This is a genomic window from Paenibacillus allorhizosphaerae (assembly GCF_042659105.1).
GTDB lineage: Bacteria > Bacillota > Bacilli > Paenibacillales > NBRC-103111 > Paenibacillus_G > Paenibacillus_G allorhizosphaerae.
The window spans coordinates 834,605-853,734 of the sequence record NZ_JBHSRV010000002.1 but is presented as its reverse complement, the minus strand read 5'-3'; the positions used below and the strand labels follow the sequence as shown (position 1 = coordinate 853,734).

19 protein-coding genes are annotated in these 19,130 nt (G+C 52.2%); 4 read left to right on the top strand and 15 right to left on the bottom strand.

Features of this window, described 5'->3' with window-relative positions:
• Window positions 1–25: 25 nt before the first annotated feature.
• Window positions 26–241, bottom strand: a complete 216-nt coding sequence (locus ACFQI7_RS12640) for a hypothetical protein (protein WP_218100501.1) — start codon at window positions 239–241, stop codon at window positions 26–28.
• A 93-nt stretch (window positions 242–334) separates the two neighbouring features.
• Window positions 335–1,855 (bottom strand): carboxypeptidase M32, encoded by a 1,521-nt coding sequence (locus tag ACFQI7_RS12635; RefSeq protein WP_218100502.1) that lies wholly within the window; start codon window positions 1,853–1,855, stop codon window positions 335–337.
• Window positions 1,856–1,962: 107 nt separating this feature from the next.
• Between ACFQI7_RS12635 and ACFQI7_RS12630 the strand changes: the two genes are divergently transcribed.
• Window positions 1,963–2,301, top strand: a complete 339-nt coding sequence (locus ACFQI7_RS12630) for an iron-sulfur cluster biosynthesis family protein (RefSeq protein ID WP_218100503.1) — start codon at window positions 1,963–1,965, stop codon at window positions 2,299–2,301.
• Window positions 2,302–2,364: 63 nt separating this feature from the next.
• Here the strand turns inward: ACFQI7_RS12630 and ACFQI7_RS12625 are convergent, their stop codons facing one another.
• From ACFQI7_RS12625 to ACFQI7_RS12605, 5 genes are all read right to left on the bottom strand, one after another.
• Entirely contained in the window at window positions 2,365–2,925 is a 561-nt protein-coding gene (locus tag ACFQI7_RS12625; protein ID WP_218100504.1) for a beta-class carbonic anhydrase, read from the bottom strand.
• A 138-nt stretch (window positions 2,926–3,063) separates the two neighbouring features.
• Window positions 3,064–3,693 (bottom strand): hypothetical protein, encoded by a 630-nt coding sequence (locus tag ACFQI7_RS12620; RefSeq protein WP_218100505.1) that lies wholly within the window; start codon window positions 3,691–3,693, stop codon window positions 3,064–3,066.
• A 100-nt stretch (window positions 3,694–3,793) separates the two neighbouring features.
• The gene (locus ACFQI7_RS12615) at window positions 3,794–5,233 is read right to left on the bottom strand and encodes a sensor histidine kinase (protein ID WP_218100506.1); all 1,440 of its coding nucleotides are present in this window, start codon (window positions 5,231–5,233) and stop codon (window positions 3,794–3,796) included.
• Complete coding sequence (locus ACFQI7_RS12610; protein ID WP_218100507.1) at window positions 5,226–5,990, bottom strand: response regulator transcription factor; 765 nt, start codon at window positions 5,988–5,990, stop codon at window positions 5,226–5,228. Before ACFQI7_RS12610 ends, ACFQI7_RS12615 begins: the two co-directional genes overlap by 8 nt.
• A gap of 24 nt (window positions 5,991–6,014) precedes the next feature.
• The gene (locus tag ACFQI7_RS12605) at window positions 6,015–6,578 is read right to left on the bottom strand and encodes a DUF309 domain-containing protein (protein WP_218100508.1); all 564 of its coding nucleotides are present in this window, start codon (window positions 6,576–6,578) and stop codon (window positions 6,015–6,017) included.
• Window positions 6,579–6,740: 162 nt separating this feature from the next.
• Between ACFQI7_RS12605 and ACFQI7_RS12600 the strand changes: the two genes are divergently transcribed.
• From ACFQI7_RS12600 to ACFQI7_RS12590, 3 genes are all read left to right on the top strand, one after another.
• A complete protein-coding gene (locus ACFQI7_RS12600; RefSeq protein ID WP_218100509.1) occupies window positions 6,741–7,178 on the top strand; it encodes a hypothetical protein in 438 nt (145 codons plus the stop codon).
• A 32-nt stretch (window positions 7,179–7,210) separates the two neighbouring features.
• Window positions 7,211–7,486 (top strand): YxcD family protein, encoded by a 276-nt coding sequence (locus tag ACFQI7_RS12595; RefSeq protein ID WP_218100510.1) that lies wholly within the window; start codon window positions 7,211–7,213, stop codon window positions 7,484–7,486.
• A 188-nt stretch (window positions 7,487–7,674) separates the two neighbouring features.
• Window positions 7,675–9,594 (top strand): glycosyl hydrolase family 18 protein, encoded by a 1,920-nt coding sequence (locus ACFQI7_RS12590; protein WP_218100629.1) that lies wholly within the window; start codon window positions 7,675–7,677, stop codon window positions 9,592–9,594.
• 79 nt (window positions 9,595–9,673) lie between these two features.
• Here ACFQI7_RS12590 and ACFQI7_RS12585 read toward each other — a convergent pair whose 3' ends face one another.
• The 8 genes from ACFQI7_RS12585 to ACFQI7_RS12550 all read right to left on the bottom strand — a co-directional run bounded on the left by ACFQI7_RS12585 (window position 9,674) and on the right by ACFQI7_RS12550 (window position 19,106).
• Window positions 9,674–10,330 carry a YheC/YheD family protein gene (locus tag ACFQI7_RS12585; RefSeq protein ID WP_218100511.1) on the bottom strand — a complete coding sequence of 219 codons (657 nt, stop codon included), beginning with the start codon at window positions 10,328–10,330 and terminating at the stop codon, window positions 9,674–9,676.
• 256 nt (window positions 10,331–10,586) lie between these two features.
• The gene (locus tag ACFQI7_RS12580) at window positions 10,587–12,485 is read right to left on the bottom strand and encodes a thioredoxin domain-containing protein (protein ID WP_218100512.1); all 1,899 of its coding nucleotides are present in this window, start codon (window positions 12,483–12,485) and stop codon (window positions 10,587–10,589) included.
• Between the two features lie 38 nt (window positions 12,486–12,523).
• The gene (locus tag ACFQI7_RS12575; RefSeq protein ID WP_218100513.1) at window positions 12,524–12,685 is read right to left on the bottom strand and encodes a DUF255 domain-containing protein; all 162 of its coding nucleotides are present in this window, start codon (window positions 12,683–12,685) and stop codon (window positions 12,524–12,526) included.
• A gap of 354 nt (window positions 12,686–13,039) precedes the next feature.
• Window positions 13,040–14,254: a GTP-binding protein gene (locus ACFQI7_RS12570; protein WP_218100514.1), complete on the bottom strand. Its 1,215-nt coding sequence runs from the start codon at window positions 14,252–14,254 to the stop codon at window positions 13,040–13,042.
• Window positions 14,255–14,666: 412 nt separating this feature from the next.
• Window positions 14,667–16,391, bottom strand: coding sequence for an adenine deaminase C-terminal domain-containing protein (locus tag ACFQI7_RS12565; protein WP_218100515.1), 1,725 nt, complete (start codon window positions 16,389–16,391; stop codon window positions 14,667–14,669).
• Window positions 16,392–16,413: 22 nt separating this feature from the next.
• Window positions 16,414–17,475 carry an ABC transporter ATP-binding protein gene (locus ACFQI7_RS12560; protein ID WP_218100516.1) on the bottom strand — a complete coding sequence of 354 codons (1,062 nt, stop codon included), beginning with the start codon at window positions 17,473–17,475 and terminating at the stop codon, window positions 16,414–16,416.
• A 15-nt stretch (window positions 17,476–17,490) separates the two neighbouring features.
• The gene (locus ACFQI7_RS12555; protein WP_218100517.1) at window positions 17,491–18,279 is read right to left on the bottom strand and encodes an ABC transporter permease; all 789 of its coding nucleotides are present in this window, start codon (window positions 18,277–18,279) and stop codon (window positions 17,491–17,493) included.
• 5 nt (window positions 18,280–18,284) lie between these two features.
• Window positions 18,285–19,106, bottom strand: a complete 822-nt coding sequence (locus tag ACFQI7_RS12550; protein ID WP_218100518.1) for an ABC transporter permease — start codon at window positions 19,104–19,106, stop codon at window positions 18,285–18,287.
• Between the last annotated feature and the right edge of the window lie 24 nt (window positions 19,107–19,130).

The following is a 19,130-nucleotide window of genomic DNA, read 5'->3' as shown; positions in this document are numbered from 1 at the left end:
CAGTCCCTCCATCGCCGATTTACGGTTAATATCTTGGAGCTGCAGCCGCCGCAGCCGCTTTGTCCGGCGCGGGAGCTGCCGCATAGTTAGGATAGTCTATGCATTTGCCCACCTGTTGGTGACTCCCATGCCCCTGTCCCCCTGCTCCTGTCCACGTTTCCGCTCCCGTGCGCGCTGTGTTCGATATTGCCGTTTCGACGCACAAAAAGCCGGCCGAAAAGCGCGGCCGACCGAAATGCACGAAAAAAAAGCCCTCCTGGGGAACGTAACGCTTTGCACGTTCTTAACGGCATTAAGCGATGTGTTTCCCTAGAAAGGCTTGTGTGTCTTGAGACTACAACTTATAGATATCCGAATACTTCTCGGTCAAATATTCCACGAGGTAATCCGGGTTCAGCTCCTCGCCCGTTACCTGCAGTACGATTTCGGACGGCGTGAGCAGTTTGCCGTATTGGTAAATTTTATCGGACAGCCAGTTTTTGATCGGAAGGAGATTGCCCGCCGCGACGAGTCCGTCGAAATCGCCGAGCTCCCGCTTGATCGTCCGCATGAACTGGGCCGCGTACATATTGCCGAGCGCGTAAGACGGGAAATATCCGAACGCCCCGCCGGACCAGTGTACGTCCTGCAGTACGCCCTCGCCGTTATGGGACGGCGTCACGCCGAGATATTCCTTGTATTTCTCATTCCATACTTCCGGCAGGTCGGCCACTTTCACGGCGCCGCTGAACAGCGCCTTCTCGATCTCATAGCGCACCATGATGTGCAGATTGTACGTGAGCTCATCGGCTTCGATCCGGATGAGCGACGGCTTCACTTCATTGGTAGCGCGGTAAAACTGCTCAACCGTAGCGCCGTCGAACTGCCCGGAGTAGTTACGCTGTAAATCACCGAAATAGCGGCTCCAGAACGGGCGGCTGCGGCCGATCATATTTTCCCAGAAGCGGGATTGCGATTCGTGAATACCCATCGACGTTCCGGTGCAGAGCGGCGTACCGATCAAGTTCGCCGAAATGTTTTGTTCATACAGGGCATGACCGCCTTCGTGAATCGTGCCGAACAGCGCGCTGTTGACGTCGTCCGGCAAATAGCGGGTCGTAATCCGCACGTCGCCCGGGTTCAGTCCCGTGGCGAACGGATGCACCGTTTCATCCAGTCGGCCCGCCTCGAAATCGTATCCCATCTGTTCCAATATGTATAGGCTGAATTTCTTCTGCTTGGCAACATCGAACTGCTGTCTCAGGATGCTCGTATCCGGTTTGTGCGTCGATGCTTCGATGGCCGCGAGCAGCGGGACCGCCTTTTCTCTCAGCGCGCCGAACACTTGATCCAGCTTCTCGACCGTCATTCCCGGCTCGTACATATCCAGGAGCGTATTGTATTTATGTCCTTCATAGCCCCACAGCTCGATGAACTCATGATTCATGGCCACGATTTTCTCAAGAAACGGCTGAAAACTGGCATAATCCGCATTGTGTTTCGCGTCCTCCCAAGCGGATTCCGACTGGGAAGTCAGCACGACGTATTCCTGATACTTTTCCGGAGGTATTTTTTTGCTGCGGTCGTACTCCTTCTTGCATTCGCTGACGATTCTTCGCTCCGTCCGGTCCAGCTTCTCGTGCACCTGCGGATCGTTGAAGTAGTCGAGAAACGCTCCCATCCGCTCCGAGACCGACATCTTGAACAGCTCGCCCGATAGTTCACCGACCACTTCGGACCGCTGTGCGATGCCTTTCTTCGGGGCCCCCGTGCGCATATCCCAATAAATCAACCCGACGGCTTCCTCATAACTTTTCATCTTTTTCAGATATTGCTTGAACTCGCTCCGATTCGTCTCCAAATTTGCAGTTGTCATAGGCATTCCCCTTTCGTCAACATATACTTTGATGATACTTCGTCTTGAAAATAGAAGCAAATTTACGAAAAGTACGGTATCATAGGTTGAAAAGGAGTGTGAAAGAAATGCATATCCGCTTTTCCGAAGAAGCCGTTCAGCACATCACGCGCGAACTTTCACGCGGCGGGAACGGATGGGTCAAACTCGTGTACGACTCCGAAGGTTGCGGCTGCGCCGTCAGCGGCGTCCCCACATTCTGGCTCGTGGATGAACCGGGAAACCATGACATCATCGTTCAAGAAGAGCCGTTTCACGTGTGTTTGGACAGGAAACACGAGGTGTTTTTTGAAGAAAACATGTCCGCCGACTACAAACCCGGTGAGCTCTGCTTCGTGCTGAAGAGCAGCGGCCAAATATATAACGCCCGCATGAAGCTGGTGGATCGCCGCAGTGCCCGCGTTTAAATGGCGCAAAAAAAAGGACTTCCTGTACAGGAGGTCCTTTTCGTTCATGTGAGGATGTTACATTTACTCGTAGCCTTCGTCGACGATATCCAGCCGCCCGGTAGCCGGGTCGATGACAAGCCCGTGAACCGGGATTTTCGGAACGAGCGGATGATTTCGAATCAGACTGACGCTGCTGCGGATACTCTCCGATACGTCGTCAAACCCCCGAAGCCAACGTTCGATATGGAGGCCGGAATGCTCGAGGATCGTTAACGTCTCCTCTTCAATGCCTCTTTCGAGAAATTTGTCCTTCATCTTCTGAGGATTGATGCTGCTCATTCCGCAATCATAATGACCGATGACCAGTACTTCTTCTGCACCCAGCTCATAGATCGCGACGATGATACTGCGCATGATCCCTCCGAATGCCGTCGAGACTACGCCTCCGGCCGATTTGATCATCTTGACGTCTCCATTCTTGATGTTCATGCTCGCCGGAAGAAGCTCGATCAACCGCGTATCCATGCAAGTGAGGATAACGAATTTTTTATCCGGAAATTTGGACGTTAAGTACGGCTCGAATTTTTGCTGCTCCACAAAGGAACGATTGAATGTAATAATTTCTTCTAATAATTTTCCCACAGCGGTTTCTCCCTTATCTCGAATTGTAGATTCTCTTGTACTTCAGCCATGTTCTATTATTCTATTGTATATTTTTCGTAACATGGGTTCAATACATCCGCTTTACTTTCCCAGAAAAGTTTGACCGGTGCGCCAATATTAAGGAGCCAGCTTCGATTCCAGCAGCTCGATCAGCATCTTCTCGACGCTCTTCCCGCCGTTTGGCGCAAGACTGCCTTCCTTATTATCTCTGCCTCCGGTGTTGTCGGCCGCGGACTCCGCTTCTTGTCCCCGTTCCGCTCTACGCCGCCGTTCAAATTCCTCGATTTTGCGCTCGAGCTCCTCCGGGGAGATATGCTCGTGGGGAGGAGGCGGCGGCGGGTTCATGCCGAGGCGAGGCAGGCGCTTGATGATTTCATCGTAATAGTGCTTTTGCTCGGTCGTCAGCATCTCTACGATCTTGGCTTGATCGGATTGCGTCAGTTCTCCGCTGATGCTGTTTTTCCGAACAAGCGGAAGCATTTCCTCTGCCTGATCGCGTGTGAAGCCTAGTCCTTCTTTCCGGTCAATTTGCAGCAGGTCTTTGAAAAACAGCACCATCTGCCGTTCGTTCAGACTGAGCAGGTCGCCGTCCGGCCGCCGCTTCTGCACGTCAGCCGGCTTATTCGGCGATGTCGCGGCTTGTGCCGAAGAAACATCCGGAGTGGACGAAGCGTGTCCCGCCGTTCCGCAGCCGCTAATAACGATCAAGATTGAGCAGTATGCCGTCAACGTGATGCATTTGGACACCCTGCCACCCCCCGTCCGGAAATGATCCGTACCGCATATACGGACAGCTTACCGAAATTCTTTGATCAAACTGTGAGGGTTTTGTAAAAATAATGTAAAATTAATTCAATACGCGGGGAAATGTAATCCGAAACGAAGTTCCTTTATCCGGCGCGCTATCGACCGTGATCGTTCCCTTCATCCCGCCGACCAAATGTTTCACGATCGTGAGCCCCAGCCCGGTGCCGTCAGAAGCATGCGTGCGGGAATGCTCCGCCTTGTAGAACCGGTCCCAAATGCGCTGCAGCTCTGCTTCGTTCATCCCGATGCCGGTATCCCGCACCTCGATGATCGCATGCTCTGCATCTGCGGTCAGCTTCACGGTAATGGTTCCGTCCGCCGGCGTAAACCGTATGGCGTTATAGATCAGGTTCAGCATGATTTGTGAGAACCGGTCTGGATCGAGCTCACATACGACGGCGGCTTGAGCGGCCGCGTCCGGGTAGATGGAGTATAACTGAAGCCCCTTTTCCAAAGCCGGCGTGCGCACAATGTCCAGCACCTCGGCAATTTTTTCCTGAAGCACCAACGGTCGGGTGCGGAATACGTCCATCCCGTTCTCGATGCTGGCCAGATCGAGCAAATCCGTTACCAGCCGCTGCAATCGCTGCACTTCATGATCGCAAATCTGAAGGTAATGGGCATATTTCGCTTCCGGAATAACCCGATCGTTCATCGCTACGATCAACCCCCGCAGCGTAGTCAGCGGCGATCGCAGCTCGTGCGAGACATTGGCCAAAAATTCCTGCCGCGTATCCTCCCACTGCTCGAGCTGATCCACCATGAAGTTGAAGCTGCGTGCCAGCTCCCCGACTTCGTCATTGGACGAGATCGGTACCCGCGTCGTGAAATCGCCGTTGGCGACTTCCAGCGCCGCGGTATTCATCTGCTGCAGCGGTCCGGCCAGCTTGCGGGACAAGCTGTATAGGATGACACCGACGGCAATGAGGGAAAAGAGCAGCGGCACGACGATATTCCATCGCACCGCAGTGATGGCTTCGCTGATTTCCAGCGCCGGTATGTTCATGATGAGCACAATCGGCTGATCGTTGAACGTAGCCGGCGTATAGTAAGTAAGCAGCCCTTCACCGGCGCGAATGCTATATTTGTACTTACCTGCGACAAAACCGCTATTGCCTTTCAGTCCGTCAATGAACCACGGGTCCATCGATTTGGGAATTGTGGTGTTCTCCCGTTCCGAGGACCCGTTCATGATTTGGCCCTTGGAATCGACGAGCCACACCGAGCCGTTAACGCCGCGGGCGACGATGCGAATTCCGAAACGAAGCTCCCTTGTCGAAATCGTGCCTTCCTGATACGAAGGCAGCATCTTAATCACCTCAGCGGCGCGCGACACCAACAGTTCTTTCCTATCTTTATAGAAGAAATCGGTAAAGTAATAATTCCAGAATACGGCAAGTCCTACGAATAATAAAATGCAGGTCGCAAGAAACGATAAGAAGATCTGGATGTACAAGCTGCGCATCCATCTTCTAATCATCGCGCTTCACCTCGAAGGAATAACCGATGCCCCATAGCGTCTGAATCGTCCAGCCATCGTGGCTGCCGAGCTTTTTACGCAAGTTTTTGACGTGTGCATCCACGGTCCGCGTGCCTCCGCTGAAATCGAACTGCCAGACGTAGCCGAGCAAGTCCTCACGCGTGTATACCCGTGAAGGGCTGGTTGCGAGAAAATGAAGCAGCTCGATTTCTTTGGGCGTTAGATCGACCCGCACGCCGTCCAGCGTCACCTTGTACTGCTCCAAATCGATTCTTAAATTTCGGATATGCAGCGTCTTCGGCTTCGTTTCCGCCATTGCAGCAGGCGCAGGCGCGGGCGCAGTATTTTGCAACATCGTTCGCCGAAGCACCGCTTTAATGCGTGCCACCAGTTCGTTCGGATCAAACGGCTTTACGACATAATCGTCCACGCCGAGATTGAATCCGCGCAGTTTATCGATGGACTCCCCTTTCGCCGTTAAAAAAATGACCGGCGTCATCCCTTTCGCCCCAGGCAGCTGGCGGATTTGGCTGCACAGCTCGAAGCCGGAAATATCGGGCAGCATTACGTCCAGCAATACCAGGTTCGGCTCGTCCGATTTGATCGCCTCCATGACTCCGTTCCCTCTATTCATAATGAGAGGCTCGTATCCGGCGTGTTCCAAATAAAGCCGGATGACTTCCGCAATATGCGGCTCGTCTTCGACGACTACGATCTTTACAGGCTTTCCGACAAAGCCCGGCGCATTGTTGCTCAACCGTTTCTCCTCCTGCCAACTCACTTACTCGCGGGTGATATCTTCGTTGTTACGCGACCCTGTCCGCTGCCGCAGTTTTTGCAGCCTTTGCCGTTCCCGCTCCGCTATCACTTCACTTCGGTCGCGCAGCTTGTGCTTGTCCAGCAAAAAGGCGTCGGTAAGGTTGCTAGGCTGCAGCCAAACCGCTTTCATCGCGGCACACGACTCGCGGCAAGCTTTTTCCAGCATCGCGTCACTCAGCGGGATATCGATATCTGTGTATTCGAACGAATCCGCTCTCTCCAACGCGGCCAACCGGTTAACGAGCCGGATGCGAAACGCTTGCGCTTCTATGCCGAGTCTTTCCAGATGCTCGTCCCGAAGATGAGTTAATGCGCTTCGCAGCATTTTCTCGCCGCCGCGCAAGTTTCCACGCCGCTGGTGGTAGAACGAGACCGCCGCTTGGATCAGTCCTTCGAGCGTTTGCCGGAACGGATGGCCCGGATTGGACTTCCAATAGTCCTCCATCACTTCATGGCATTCGAAATAATCCCGCGGACCATGGAAATAGGCGAGAAACTGTATATAGGCTTCGGGATATGCCCTCATGACGAATTTCCCCTCTTTTTTAGAATACGATGACCTGTCGCCAAGATTTCTATTACTATTGTAACAATTTCGTTTAAAATCTGAAACCATTGACTACATTATACGTAGTAACGAAGATAAGATAAATATAAATTCATATTCAAACTGGGAGGATCAACAAACATGTTTAAAAAATTGTCTCTATTATTGATGGCTTGTACGATCGCATTTTCGTTCACGGTACCGCATCAGGCGGACGCTGCTTACAAGTCTTCGAGAAAAAGCTTCAACACGGGAACGACGACGCAAACGCCGAATAGCGGCGCAAACAAAAGCGAACCGGCCGCTTCCACGAAGACGCCGAACTCCGCAACGACGCAGGCTCCGGCACAGAAACCCGGATTTTTCGGCGGCGCTGGCGGCTTTATGAAGGGCATGATGATCGGCGGCTTGGCCGGCCTTCTGTTCGGCGGCTTGTTCGGCGGCATGGGCTTTCTCGGCGATATGCTCGGTCTGATTATCAACGTGCTTGCCATTGTCGTCCTGATCGCGGTCATCCGCAAAGTGTTCGTTTACTTCCGGGATCGCCGCAAGATGGATCAAGAGCCTCGCAGATACTAATATATAATTAAGGAAAATGAGGGTTGCAGCATATGAGATTGTCCGAGCAAGAAATCATCAATGCCATTTGCCTGCATGTTGCAGAGCGCAAGCAGCTTCATCCGACCCAGGTCGAAGTGGAATTGATGTGGGATGAGGATTTGGGCTTTTCGGCGGAAGTGCATGCCGACGGGCGCAGTCAAATTTTTATTGCGGCCAACATGCTGGAAGCCATCGAACGTTATTTGTTGAAAGAGCACAACATGCGCGTATTCCGTGATCAAATCAGGCTAAGCCTCGAGGATGAGATCGTCGCGGATATCGCTTAACGATTGGGCAAGTTGGAACGCCTCCGAAGCGGTGCTTCGGAGGTTTTTTTGTGCCACCGTTTCTATGATTCTATTATTTTCCTTCGCAACTTAAAAGCCCCACTTGACGTTTAATAGAGTAGATGCATTGGAGCTTCGTTCCGAATGCAACCGATTCATACTTCAAGGAAAGAGGCTGATGCATATTGATGCGCAAGACCCTGCTTACTTTATCCGTTCTGGCGCTGTTCCTGTCTTCGGCAGGCTCGGCGGTTGCAGCCGATAAAACGTCCAAGTACCGGGTGTATCAGGACAACCACATTTTGTATGAGACGTCCGACTATAAGGCTGCCGAATCGTATGCCCGCCAGTTCACCTCAAGCCACGTAGAAGAAATCGGCACGCGCAAGTGGCTTTGGAACAACTATCCGCGCTATAAAGTGTATCAGAACGGAAACAGCAGCTCCCAGTGGGAATTCGCATCGCTCGATCAAGCAATTCGCGAAGCCGCCAAATGGGGCCATGCCAGCGTGCGTGATCTGCAATCCGGCGGATGGGTATGGAACAATTACCCAACTTATCGCGTCTATCAAGGCGAAATTACGCTCGATTCCTGGGAGTTTCTGACGCTTTCAGAAGCCACAACCGAAGCGCGCAAATGGTCGAATGCCCATATTATTAGCCTGAACGACCATCGTTGGGTATGGGACAACATCAGCGCGTCCATGAAAGAAGAACTGCGCAGCGGCAGTAAAATCTATCAAGTGTATCAAGACGATTATACGCTGGAAGATTGGAAGTTCGCTTCACTGGAGGACGCCGTACTCGAATCGCTCAAGTGGGGCGGTTCGGAAGTCGTCAATACGGAATCGAAGCAGGTCGTCCTGTCGAATGCGAAGCGTTTTGCAGTGTACCAGTACGATAACTTTTTGAATTCCTTCCTCAGTTTGAACGACGCCATCGCATACGCCAATCAGTATAGCCATACGAAAATTTTAGCTTCGCCCGAAGGTGGCGGTCAGTACCGGATCATATGGAATAATTATCCTTATTATCAAGTCTTCCAGAATGAAAAATGGATTTCGGATTTCTCTACGATCAACAACGCCCTGAACTATGCAATGGGTTATTCCAATGCTTCCATAAGGCTGTATGACAACGGCAACATCATATGGGACAACTTGCGGAAGCTGCAGTTCTGGGGCTGGAACGGAAGCTCCAGTGACAGTACCGTTCGCGCGCACGTGAACAATACGACCGGACTCGATGTCGTCTCGCCGACATACTTTCAATTAGCCGACCGCGACGGCAACATGACCGATACATCCAACAAGGACACGGTCGCCTGGTTGAAAAATCAAGGCTACTCGGTTCATCCGCTCGTGAACAATCAGTTCGATTCGGCATTGACCTCGGCCTTCCTGGCCTCACCGCAGGCCCGGACCAATTTCATCGAAGCGCTCGTGAACAAAGGCGCTGCGCTTGGCGTGGATGGCCTGAATATCGACTTTGAAAGTTTGAACGGAAAAGACCGCGCCGTCTTCACCGCATTCATGCAGGAGCTGACGCAAGCCGCTCATAGCAAAGGCTTGACCGTATCCATCGATCTGCCACGGGGCAGCGTCAAATGGAATGCTCAAACCGCGTTCGATCACGAGAAGCTCGGTCAAATGGTGGATTACATTATTACGATGACCTATGATCAGTATTGGCAAGGCAGTACGGAGCCCGGATCGGTTGCCGGACTGTCCTGGGTGGAAGAAGGCGTGAAAGAGTTTTTGTCCTACGGCATCCCGCGCGATAAATTGATTATGGGCATCCCGTTCTATGTACGCGAATGGAAAGTCGATTCCAGCGGCGGGCTCGTAAACACCCGCGCGCTGCTCATGAAAGACTTGCCTGAACTGATCGATTCCAAGAAAGCAACCCTCACCTGGGATGCCCAGTTCGATCAGTACAAAGTGGAGTATAAGCAGGACGGGTACACGAATGTATTTTGGCTGGAAACCGAAGATACCGTTAAAGCTCGCCTTGAAATTGCCAAGAAGTACGACCTTGCCGGAGTCGCGGCATGGCGCCTCGGATACGATCCGTCCTCGCTGTGGAACATGATGCTTCAGCAAAAATAATATGTTCATAATGCAACGAATTGCACGCCTCCAAACGCTTTTTCACGAGAACAAGCGGTTTGGAGGTTTTTTTTCAAGATCATTGCGGACTGGTATTCACTTCGAACATCCATATTTCCCCTGAAGTATCCAGCCCATAGTCGAAACCCAACTGTGTAATGCCGGGAAATTTCTTTTTCAGTATTTTGGCGGACTTGCGGCTGAGTTTAACCATTTTGCGCTTCTTCCGTTGCGGATTGATGTTCAGCGAACGACGGATCGCATCGCTAGACTTTAGCAGGTCGCCGCCTTGACAAATATTGGTTACAAAATAGCCTTTTCTTGCAAGTTTTGCAACAACGGCCGTTACTTTCCACTTATCGCCTTTTTGTACAAGCTTCACACGGTAATCGACCGGTCTGCCGTCAATCGAAGCTAACTCAATGGTCCGCTGCAAGATGTACTCGCGTTTCCGCTGCAGCCGCTGCAGTGCGCGTAACAATTTGGAGAACTTGCCGGTTTTCTTTTTTTTCCCTTTATAACGCATCTTATAGCCGTAGTCCTTGCGTGTAATCTTCACGATCCCGTGACCTCCGGCACTGCTGCACGGCTTGGCAACGACGCTGCCATATTTGGCAAGCATCTCTTTCAATGCCTCGGAACTGAACTTACGCGTCTCCGGGATCACTTTCGCTATGCGACTGCTCTCAAGCAGCGCCTTCGTCTTCTTCCATTTGCTTGCTACCGTTCTCGACATCCATGATCATCCTCCTTCCATGGCAAAGAAACATGTAGTTCCCTTGTACAGTATGCATTTGTCCGTCTCGATTCCCGTATGTTCGTCCCGGTCACGGAAATAAAACAAGCCAAACTTATGACCACCGCTCCTGTGGGCAGCAAAAAAAGTCGTCCTCCCTTGGCGCTCCGCGCCATGGAAGGACGACTCATTTGGTTATGTTGATTTATGGGAATAACCATTGCCCGGTTACTTGCTTATTTACTTGCTGCGTTCCTTAAACTTCCGGCTGCAATAACTCGCGAAGCTCCTCCACATCGCTTACCGGCGATTGGCATGCAAAATTCTCGCATACATATGCCGTCGCCCGGCCTCCAAGCGGCAGCTTATCTTGGGCAAGCGGTATCAACCGGGCTACATCCGCAGCATCGTCCCCCTTCGGGTTCAGGATGATAATCGCCTGCGGCAAAAATGCACGCTGCACTTCCCGGATCATCTCCTGCGTGTCCGTTTTGGCCGGATCTCCCGCGATGACGATTTCCGCCGGCGCGCCGAGCGCAAATTCGAGCGCCATCAGGAACAAAGCGTGACCGGACGGATACCGTTCGACCGATCCGGCGAACGCTTTGAGCTGCAGCTCCGCCTTCTGCGCTAGCGCCGCGTTGTAGGTGTAACGGGCAAGCTTGTGCATATTGAGCGCCGCCGCGGAATTGCCTGAAGGCATGGCGCCGTCATATATTTCTTTGGGCCGGGTGAACAGCTGCTCCCCGTCATGTCCATAGAAGAACAGCCCGCCCTTCTCGTCATCCCAGAACAGCCGCAGCATCTCTTCGTTCAGTTGAACCGCCTGCTCCAGCAGCTGCCAATCGAACGTCGCTTCATACAGTTCGATCAAGCCCCAGACCAGAAACGCGTAATCGTCCACATAGCCGAGATACGCCGCTTCCCCGTCCCGGTAACGCGCAAGCAGCCGGCCGTCTTCCCTGCGAAGCTTGTTCAGCACGAAGTGTACCGCTTTTCGCGCCGCCGTCGCGTATTCCGGCTTTTGCAGCGCCTTGGCCGCTTTGGCTAACGCCATAATCATCAGCCCGTTCCAGGACGTTAAGATTTTATCGTCCTTATGCGGATGGATTCGCTTCTCCCGGTGCTCGAACAGCTTCTGTCTCGATGCCTCCAGCCGCTGCTTCATGGACTGCAGATCCATCTGTTTTAAACGCGCCATCGACTCGACCGTAGCGTCGATCAAATTCGGAATGCTGTGGCCTTCAAAATTGCCGTCAGCGGTAATATCGTAAACGTCGCAATACAGCTCGCCTTCTTCTTCGCCGAGCACTTGCTTCACTTCGTCCGGCGTCCAGACGTAGAATTTGCCTTCCTCGCCTTCGGAGTCGGCATCCTCCGCCGAGTAGAAGCCCCCGTCCGGATCGGTCATATCTCGCAGCACGTAGGTAATGATCTGCTCCGCAACTTCGGCGTAGCGCTCTTTCCCCGTCGCCTGGAACGCTTCAATATAAGTCATGGCGAGCAGCGCATTATCGTACAGCATCTTCTCGAAATGCGGCACAAGCCATCGCTCATCGGTCGAATAGCGGGCGAAGCCGAAACCGACATGATCGAAGATTCCGCCGCGGTGCATTGCATCGAGCGACTTCTCCACCATCGCAAGCGCTTTCTCGTTGCCCGTACGTTTCCAATAGCGTAATAAGTAAGACAAATTGTGCGAAGTCGGGAACTTCGGCGCACCCCCGAACCCGCCGAACGCAGCATCGAACATGCTGTCATACATGCTGTAGGCTTGCTCAAGCAATGCGTCCGACAGTTCCCCTTCCAGGTTCGCGATCAACCGCTTCTGCGTCTCCTCAACAACCTGCTCGCCGATCTGGGCCACCCTGTTCGGGTCGTCCTTCCATTTCCCCGCAATTTGCGGGAGAATATCCATCAAGCCGGGACGGCCGAATTTACGTCCTTTCGGAAAGTAAGTGCCGGCGAAAAACGGTTTCTTCTCCGGCGTCATAATGATGGTGAGCGGCCATCCGCCCTGCCCCGTCATCGCCTGACAGACGGACATGTATAAGTTGTCTACATCCGGGCGCTCCTCCCGGTCTACCTTAATGGCGATGTAATCCCGGTTCAGCAGCTCCGCGACTTCTTCGTTCTCGAACGATTCTCTTTCCATGACGTGACACCAATGGCAAGTTCTCAAAGTATCCAACGTCAGCTATACCCAATAGATAAGAAAATAGGCTTATTATCGCGTTTGGCGATTTCAAAAGCCTCATCCGACCAAGAAAACCAGTCAACCGGATTATAAGCATGTTGCAGCAAGTAAGGTGACTTTTCCTTGGCTAATCTATTGGGTCTACTATTCATTGTCATGGGGCACCACCTCCTTGTTCACTGGATTTTTTTGCTATATATCGAGTTTAGCATACCCAGGAAAAAAGAAAAACTCATACCGTTTATGCATGAGTTCCATCATGATTGCCGAAGTTTTTGCGGGCATCTCTGTACTCCACACGATCATTGTCGGGTCAAAAATACCGGGACAAACACCTGTTCTCAGGACGATAATGTCGGGGGTGGAATGATTCAAAATTAATTTAAAAGAACAATGGATTGTACCCATCATGCCAAAAACCGAGTTTCTTTCCTCCTTGCTCGGCTTCACGATCGGCATTATGTTCCCCGCTTGCGAGTGTGGGATCGTTCCGATCACGCGGTTAAGTAAAATTATCGGGCAAAAAGCTTCGGCTGCTCCGGATTCGTATTCGGCAGTTCGTCTTGAAGCCGGCTCCAATCCTCTTTCATCTCTTCATCGGTCAACAGGCAGGAATCGAGCGTTTCCGCAATGCGCTGCGGCTGCAGATCGATTCCGATGAATACGATCTGACTGATCCGGTCTCCGAATTCAGGATGCCATTTGGAACCGATCTCCGGGTTATCCTTCATCATCTGTACTTTCTCTGCTTCCGGCAGTGCGGCGACCCACAAGCCGGCAGGTCCGAATTGAATCGATGGACCGGCTTGGCTTAAGCTTTGCGCCATGTCATTTCTGGTTGCGAGCCATACCATCCCTTTCGCCCGCACGATTTCGGCCGGCCATTCCTCCATCCAGCAGGTGAGCCGTTCCGTATGAAACGGCTTGCTGCGTTCATATACAAACGAAGAGATGCCATACTCGTCGGTTTCTGGTGTATGATACTCTTTATTCAGCTCCTGAATCCAGCCAGCCGACTCGCTCGCTTGTTCGAAATTGAAGTAACCGGTATTCAAAATTTGTTTCGGATCGACCGCCCCGAACTCGGAACGAATCAGCTTCGCTCTTGGCTGCAGCGTTCGAAGCACCTGTTCCAGCTCACGGAGGTCATCCTCTTCAACCATGTCACACTTGTTCAAAATGAGAACGTCGCAAAACTCGATCTGGCTGATCAGCAACTCGACCACATCGCGCGTGTCGTCTTCATGAGCCGCTTCCTGGCGTTCGAGCAAGCTTTCACCCGAAGAAAAATCATGCCAGAAGCGGTAAGCATCAACAACGGTTACCATGCAGTCGAGCCGGCAAAAAGCGGAAAGATCGATCCCCTGCTCCTCGTCCATGTAGCTAAACGTTTGCGCGACCGGAACCGGCTCCCCTACGCCGGTCGATTCGATCAGGATGTAATCGAACCGGTTTTCTTTGGCGAGCCGTTCCACTTCTCTCAGCAAATCCTCGCGAAGCGTACAGCAAATGCACCCGTTCGACATTTCCACCAGCTTCTCTTCCGTTCTCGAAAGCCCGCCGCCCGACTTGACGAGCTCGGCGTCGATGTTGACCTCGCTTAAATCGTTGACAATGACTGCGACCTTCAAGCCTTGCCGGTTATTCAATACATGATTGAGCAGCGTTGTTTTACCGGCCCCCAAATATCCACTTAAGACGGTGACTGGTATTTTTGTTGAATTCATCAATCGGCCTCCTAAAAGTAATTATTACGATTACGTTCCATTTAAAAACCGAACACGTAGTTCGGTTTTTATTTTTATAAGTAATTATTACTATTAATGAGATTGTACCGACTTCGTCTAGCTCTGTCAAGAACAGTTTCAAAAGCGCACGTCAAAGAAGCAGGATTCCGGCAATCCATTTGTCTAGAATGGAATTGTTTATGACAATGCCTTCTATGGAATCTACTTCGGACATTTGAAGGATGAACTAGAATATATTGATTGTACGAGCATTGAGCAATTATCAATAGACATTAAAGAAGATGACCCCAAATGAATATCGGAGTCACCTTCTGACAGCATAAGTTATACTTTATAATACGCCCGCATCACGAATCACAGTTCAATGTCTTTCATATCAAGTCCTATTCAATCAAATAGCCCGAACAAGCAGAGGAATGACCTTCCCTTTATTCACATCGATCAAGCCGTGATCGGTAAGCTTGAGCGCCGGACTAACCGCCAGGGAGTGGGTGCTGAGCGACATAATCGGATTATAATGACGATAGCCTAACGATTTCATGGCATCGAGCAGCTTCTCTACTTCTTCGGCCGTTTGTTCGAGTGGCTCCTCGGTAAGGATGCCGCCTACTGGCAGCCGCAGACCGGCCAGCACCTCTCCCCCGTCGACTGCACAAAAGCCGCCTTGATTCGCGATCACCCAGTTGGCCGCGAGCATCATATCCGCCTCGTTATGGCCGACGACCAGCAGGTTATGATTATCGTGCGAGTATGTCGTGGCCACCGCACCGCGCTTGATGGTATCTCCGCCGATGAGGCCGTAGGCGCGATTGCCGCTTTTCCCATAACGCTCGAACGTGGCCAGCAGACCGTAGCCGCTCTCCTGCCATATCAGCTGCCCGCCGCGAACCTCGACTTCGACCTGATGCTCCTCAATGAACGTCGAGCCGTCCTTCACCATCATGACACGGCCCATATACCGTCCGTCCGGACCATTGTTCGTCTCAGCCGCGACCTGAAAATCGGTTTCGGTAAGCTCCGCCAGTTTTACGCTTTCGTAAAAATGCTGTGGGAAAGCCCGCTCGTTTGCTTTCGGCTTGTAAGGCTCGATCACGTCATACACCTTGCTGCCGCGCTTATACACTTGTTCTATCGTCAGATCCCGGATATCGGAAACAAGCATGAAATCGGCAATCTTCCCCGGTGCGATAGCTCCCCGGTCATGCATGCGCATTCTCCGGGCCGGCGTAAATGTGCCGGCATAAATCGCCATTTCCGGTTCCATGCCCATGCGGATCGCCTTGCGCACGATATGGTTCAGATGGCCGCGCCGCTGGAACGAATCGGGCATCACATCGTCGGTTACGAAGCAGAAATGCTCGGAAACGTCGTGCAGGATCAAATAATCCATCACTTCCGAGGTCATCGATTTTTCCTGGATCTCAATGAACATGCCGGCGGCGATCCGGGCTTCCATCCCCTCGATCGTTTGATGGGTGTGGTCAGAATCTACTCCGCTGAAGATCATTTGATGCAGGTCCAGATCGAGCAGCTTCGGAACATGGCCCTCAATGATCAACTGCGGGTAGCTCTCTCGAATGTGTTTCAGAATTTGGTTCGTCTTGCAGTCCGGATCGGTGATCACATCCACATAGTTCATGATCTCCCCGAGACAAATGATGCGCTCCGTGCGCAGCAGCTCGTTCATGTCTTCGATCTCGATCGAGCCGCCCGTCGTTTCCATCGACGTCGCCGGTACCGAGCTCGGAATGGCGTAGAACATATCCGCCACGCAGTTCCGGCTCGCCTTGATCATTTCGTTTACCCCTTCCAGGCCGAACACATTGGCCATTTCATGAGGCTCCGGAACAATCGTGGTGACGCCGTTCCGAATGAGCGCATGGGAGAACGCTTCAGGCGTAATCATCGAGCTTTCGATATGAAGATGAATGTCGATGAGGCCAGGGATCATGTAACGGCCTTGACCATCGATGACGTCTCCCGCTTCAAAGCTTTCGGCCCCCATCTTGCCGATATATAAAAATTTCCCGTCCAGCACAGCCGCGTTGCCGGGCATAAACCGCTTGAAATAGCTGTTATAAATCAGGACGTTCTCGATCAATAAATCCACGCGCATGCTGTCTGCACCTCCAAGTAAGCTACTCCACCAAAATCAACTTCTCCAAGGGAAAATGAACGCGTACCTCTTGGCCGCTCACATAAGGCTGTTCCATTTCTTTGTTTGCGGTAAAATCCCCGAGCTCCGTTTCGACGACGTACTGGTAGCTTCGACCGAGGAAGGTACTTACCTTCACGCGGCCGGTCAGTACATTCGGTCCCGCCGTCAATTCTTCGGGCGTGCCCAGCTTCAGATCGTCCGGGCGCATAGCCCCCTTTAAGCCCTTTTGCGCTCCCCGGCCAGCTCCTTGGACGGCGCGGAAGGAGTGACCTCCCGCTTGAAGCTCAATCTCTTCGCCGTTTTCTTGCCTGCGGTCAAAAGAAATAAAATTGTTAAAGCCGATGAAGCGAGCCACGAACTCGGTTTTCGGGTACTTGAATATTACGGACGGCCGGTCGAGCTGCTCAATAATGCCTTTATTCATGATGGCGACCTGATCGGAGATCGAGAAGCATTCCTCCTGATCATGGGATACGTACACGGTCGTAATGCCCAGCTCCTGTTGAATGCGGCGGATTTCCACGCGCATATTGACGCGCAGATTGGCGTCGAGATTGCTGAGCGGCTCGTCGAAGAGGAGCAGATCCGGCTCGATCACGAGCGCCCGGGCAATGGCGACGCGCTGTCTTTGACCCCCCGAAAGCTCCTTCGGATACCGCTTCTCGAAGCCGGACAAGTTGACGGTGTCCAGCATGCTGCGAACGCGGCGGTCGATGTCCGCCCCGTTTACCTTCCGCAAACGAAGGCCGAACGCTACATTGTCGTAAACGGACAAGTGCGGGAACAGCGCGTAGCTCTGGAACACGAAGCCAAAATTACGCTTATTAACCGGCACGCGCGTATAATCTTTTCCGTTAAGCGCGAACTTGCCTTCTTTCGCCTCGAGGAAGCCGGCGATCAGGCGCAGCGTCGTCGTTTTGCCGCAGCCGCTCGGGCCGAGCAGCGAAATCAGGCTTCCTTTTTCGACGGACAGGTTGAAATCTTTCAAAATATATTGCTGATCATAGGCTACAGCTATATTTTCCAAGGTTAGCATGGCCATGGATGCAAGCCTCCATTATCGTTTGGTAAAGTAAGAAAACCCCATCAGACGCTCGATCAAGAACATCAATACCGCGGTAAAAAGCATAAGCAGCACGGAGATGGCGGCCACCGTCGGATCAAAGTTGTTTTCAACGTAAAGCAGCATTTGGATCGGAAACGTGCTGACCCCCGGACCGGTCATGAACACGGAAATATCGACGTTGTTGAACGATTCCAGGAAAGCGATCAGCACAGCCGCAATAATGCCCGATTTGATATTCGGCAGCACGACCGTGAAGAACGTCTTCAGCCTACCCGCTCCGAGACTGAGCGATGCTTCCTCCACGGCAAAATCGAAGTTGGCCAGGCTCGAGGCGATGACCCGGATAATAAACGGCAGCATGATGACGGTATGCCCGAGCAGCAGCGCCGCGTATATCGGCAGATGATAGGTGATGATGACATACTTCAGCATCGTAAACCCGAGCACAATGCCCGGGATCAGCACCGGCGAAATAAAGATCGCGTTCAGCGCCTCCTTCCCCCGGAAGTGAAACCGGCTTAAAGCATAGGCAGCCGGCAGCCCGAGCAGCAGCGCCAGCAAATTGCCCGCCAACGACACGACGATGGAAGTAATAAAAGACGTCTTGAACATCGTGACTTCGAAAATATGATGATACCACTTGAGCGAAAAGCCTTGCGGCGGGAATTTCAGCGCGCTTCCCGGCTCGAACGAGGCGAAGGCGATAATCACCAGCGGTCCAAGCAAAAACATGTATATAAGAAGTGTAAACAGGCCGAGCCCACGGTTCTTCTCCTGCATGCCTTCTACCCCTTCGGATTTAATTTGTTGGCCAGCTTATTCATCAGCGCGATGATGATGAATGTGATCGCCATCATGATCGTAGCGACGACCGAGGCCAAGTACCAATCGTTTAACGTGATCGCGTTCTGGTACAGAAACGTAGATATCACCCGCTGCTTGCCGCCGAGCAAGGCCGGAGTCGTGTAAGCCGTGAGACTTCCGACGAACACGAGAATGCCCCCGATGATCAGCCCCGGGACACTGAGCGGAATGATGACTTTGCAGAACGCCGAGAACCGGCTCGCGCCCAAGCTTTCCGCCGCCTTGAGCAAGTCGGGATCGATATTTTCCATGACGCCGACAAGAGTAATAATAATGAGCGGCAGGAATAAATGGACAAGTCCGATCATCATTGCCGTTGGCGTATATAGAATGTTAAGCGGCTCCTGAATGAGCCCGATCGATAATAGCGTATTATTCAGCAGTCCCTTTTTCCCCAAGATGATCGTCCAGCTAAACGAGCGAACGACGGAGCTTGTCAGCAGCGGGAAAATAGCGAGCGCCAGCAGCAGTGCCTTTTGCCGCGGGCTTCGTCTGGAAATGTAATACGCTGTAGGAAACCCAAGCACCATACACAGCACTGTCGTTACTAAGCTGACACGCAGGGTGGTCCATAATATTTTCAGAAAATACGGATCTTTAAAAAAATGAAAATAGCCTTCAGCCGTGAGCCGGCCCTCATGGTAAAAGGTCGAGCCTACCGTCAGGAGAATCGGTATCACCATGAATGCGGCCAAGAACAGCAGCCCCGGCACAAGCAATATAGCCAAATACGATTTCTTCATGTCACTGCTCTCCTGTTCCTTTAG

Bases quoted from the DNA above. Each gene is read 5' to 3' on its own strand.
- ACFQI7_RS12635 (WP_218100502.1), bottom strand. From the start codon at position 1,855: ATGACAACTGCAAATTTGGAGACGAATCGGAGCGAGTTCAAGCAATAT.
- ACFQI7_RS12630 (WP_218100503.1), top strand. From the start codon at position 1,963: ATGCATATCCGCTTTTCCGAAGAAGCCGTTCAGCACATCACGCGCGAA.
- ACFQI7_RS12615 (WP_218100506.1), bottom strand. From the start codon at position 5,233: ATGATTAGAAGATGGATGCGCAGCTTGTACATCCAGATCTTCTTATCG.
- ACFQI7_RS12605 (WP_218100508.1), bottom strand. From the start codon at position 6,578: ATGAGGGCATATCCCGAAGCCTATATACAGTTTCTCGCCTATTTCCAT.
- ACFQI7_RS12600 (WP_218100509.1), top strand. From the start codon at position 6,741: ATGTTTAAAAAATTGTCTCTATTATTGATGGCTTGTACGATCGCATTT.
- ACFQI7_RS12595 (WP_218100510.1), top strand. From the start codon at position 7,211: ATGAGATTGTCCGAGCAAGAAATCATCAATGCCATTTGCCTGCATGTT.
- ACFQI7_RS12590 (WP_218100629.1), top strand. From the start codon at position 7,675: ATGCGCAAGACCCTGCTTACTTTATCCGTTCTGGCGCTGTTCCTGTCT.
- ACFQI7_RS12585 (WP_218100511.1), bottom strand. From the start codon at position 10,330: ATGTCGAGAACGGTAGCAAGCAAATGGAAGAAGACGAAGGCGCTGCTT.
- ACFQI7_RS12580 (WP_218100512.1), bottom strand. From the start codon at position 12,485: ATGGAAAGAGAATCGTTCGAGAACGAAGAAGTCGCGGAGCTGCTGAAC.
- ACFQI7_RS12575 (WP_218100513.1), bottom strand. From the start codon at position 12,685: ATGACAATGAATAGTAGACCCAATAGATTAGCCAAGGAAAAGTCACCT.
- ACFQI7_RS12570 (WP_218100514.1), bottom strand. From the start codon at position 14,254: ATGAATTCAACAAAAATACCAGTCACCGTCTTAAGTGGATATTTGGGG.
- ACFQI7_RS12565 (WP_218100515.1), bottom strand. From the start codon at position 16,391: ATGCGCGTGGATTTATTGATCGAGAACGTCCTGATTTATAACAGCTAT.
- ACFQI7_RS12560 (WP_218100516.1), bottom strand. From the start codon at position 17,475: ATGGCCATGCTAACCTTGGAAAATATAGCTGTAGCCTATGATCAGCAA.
- ACFQI7_RS12555 (WP_218100517.1), bottom strand. From the start codon at position 18,279: ATGCAGGAGAAGAACCGTGGGCTCGGCCTGTTTACACTTCTTATATAC.
- ACFQI7_RS12550 (WP_218100518.1), bottom strand. From the start codon at position 19,106: ATGAAGAAATCGTATTTGGCTATATTGCTTGTGCCGGGGCTGCTGTTC.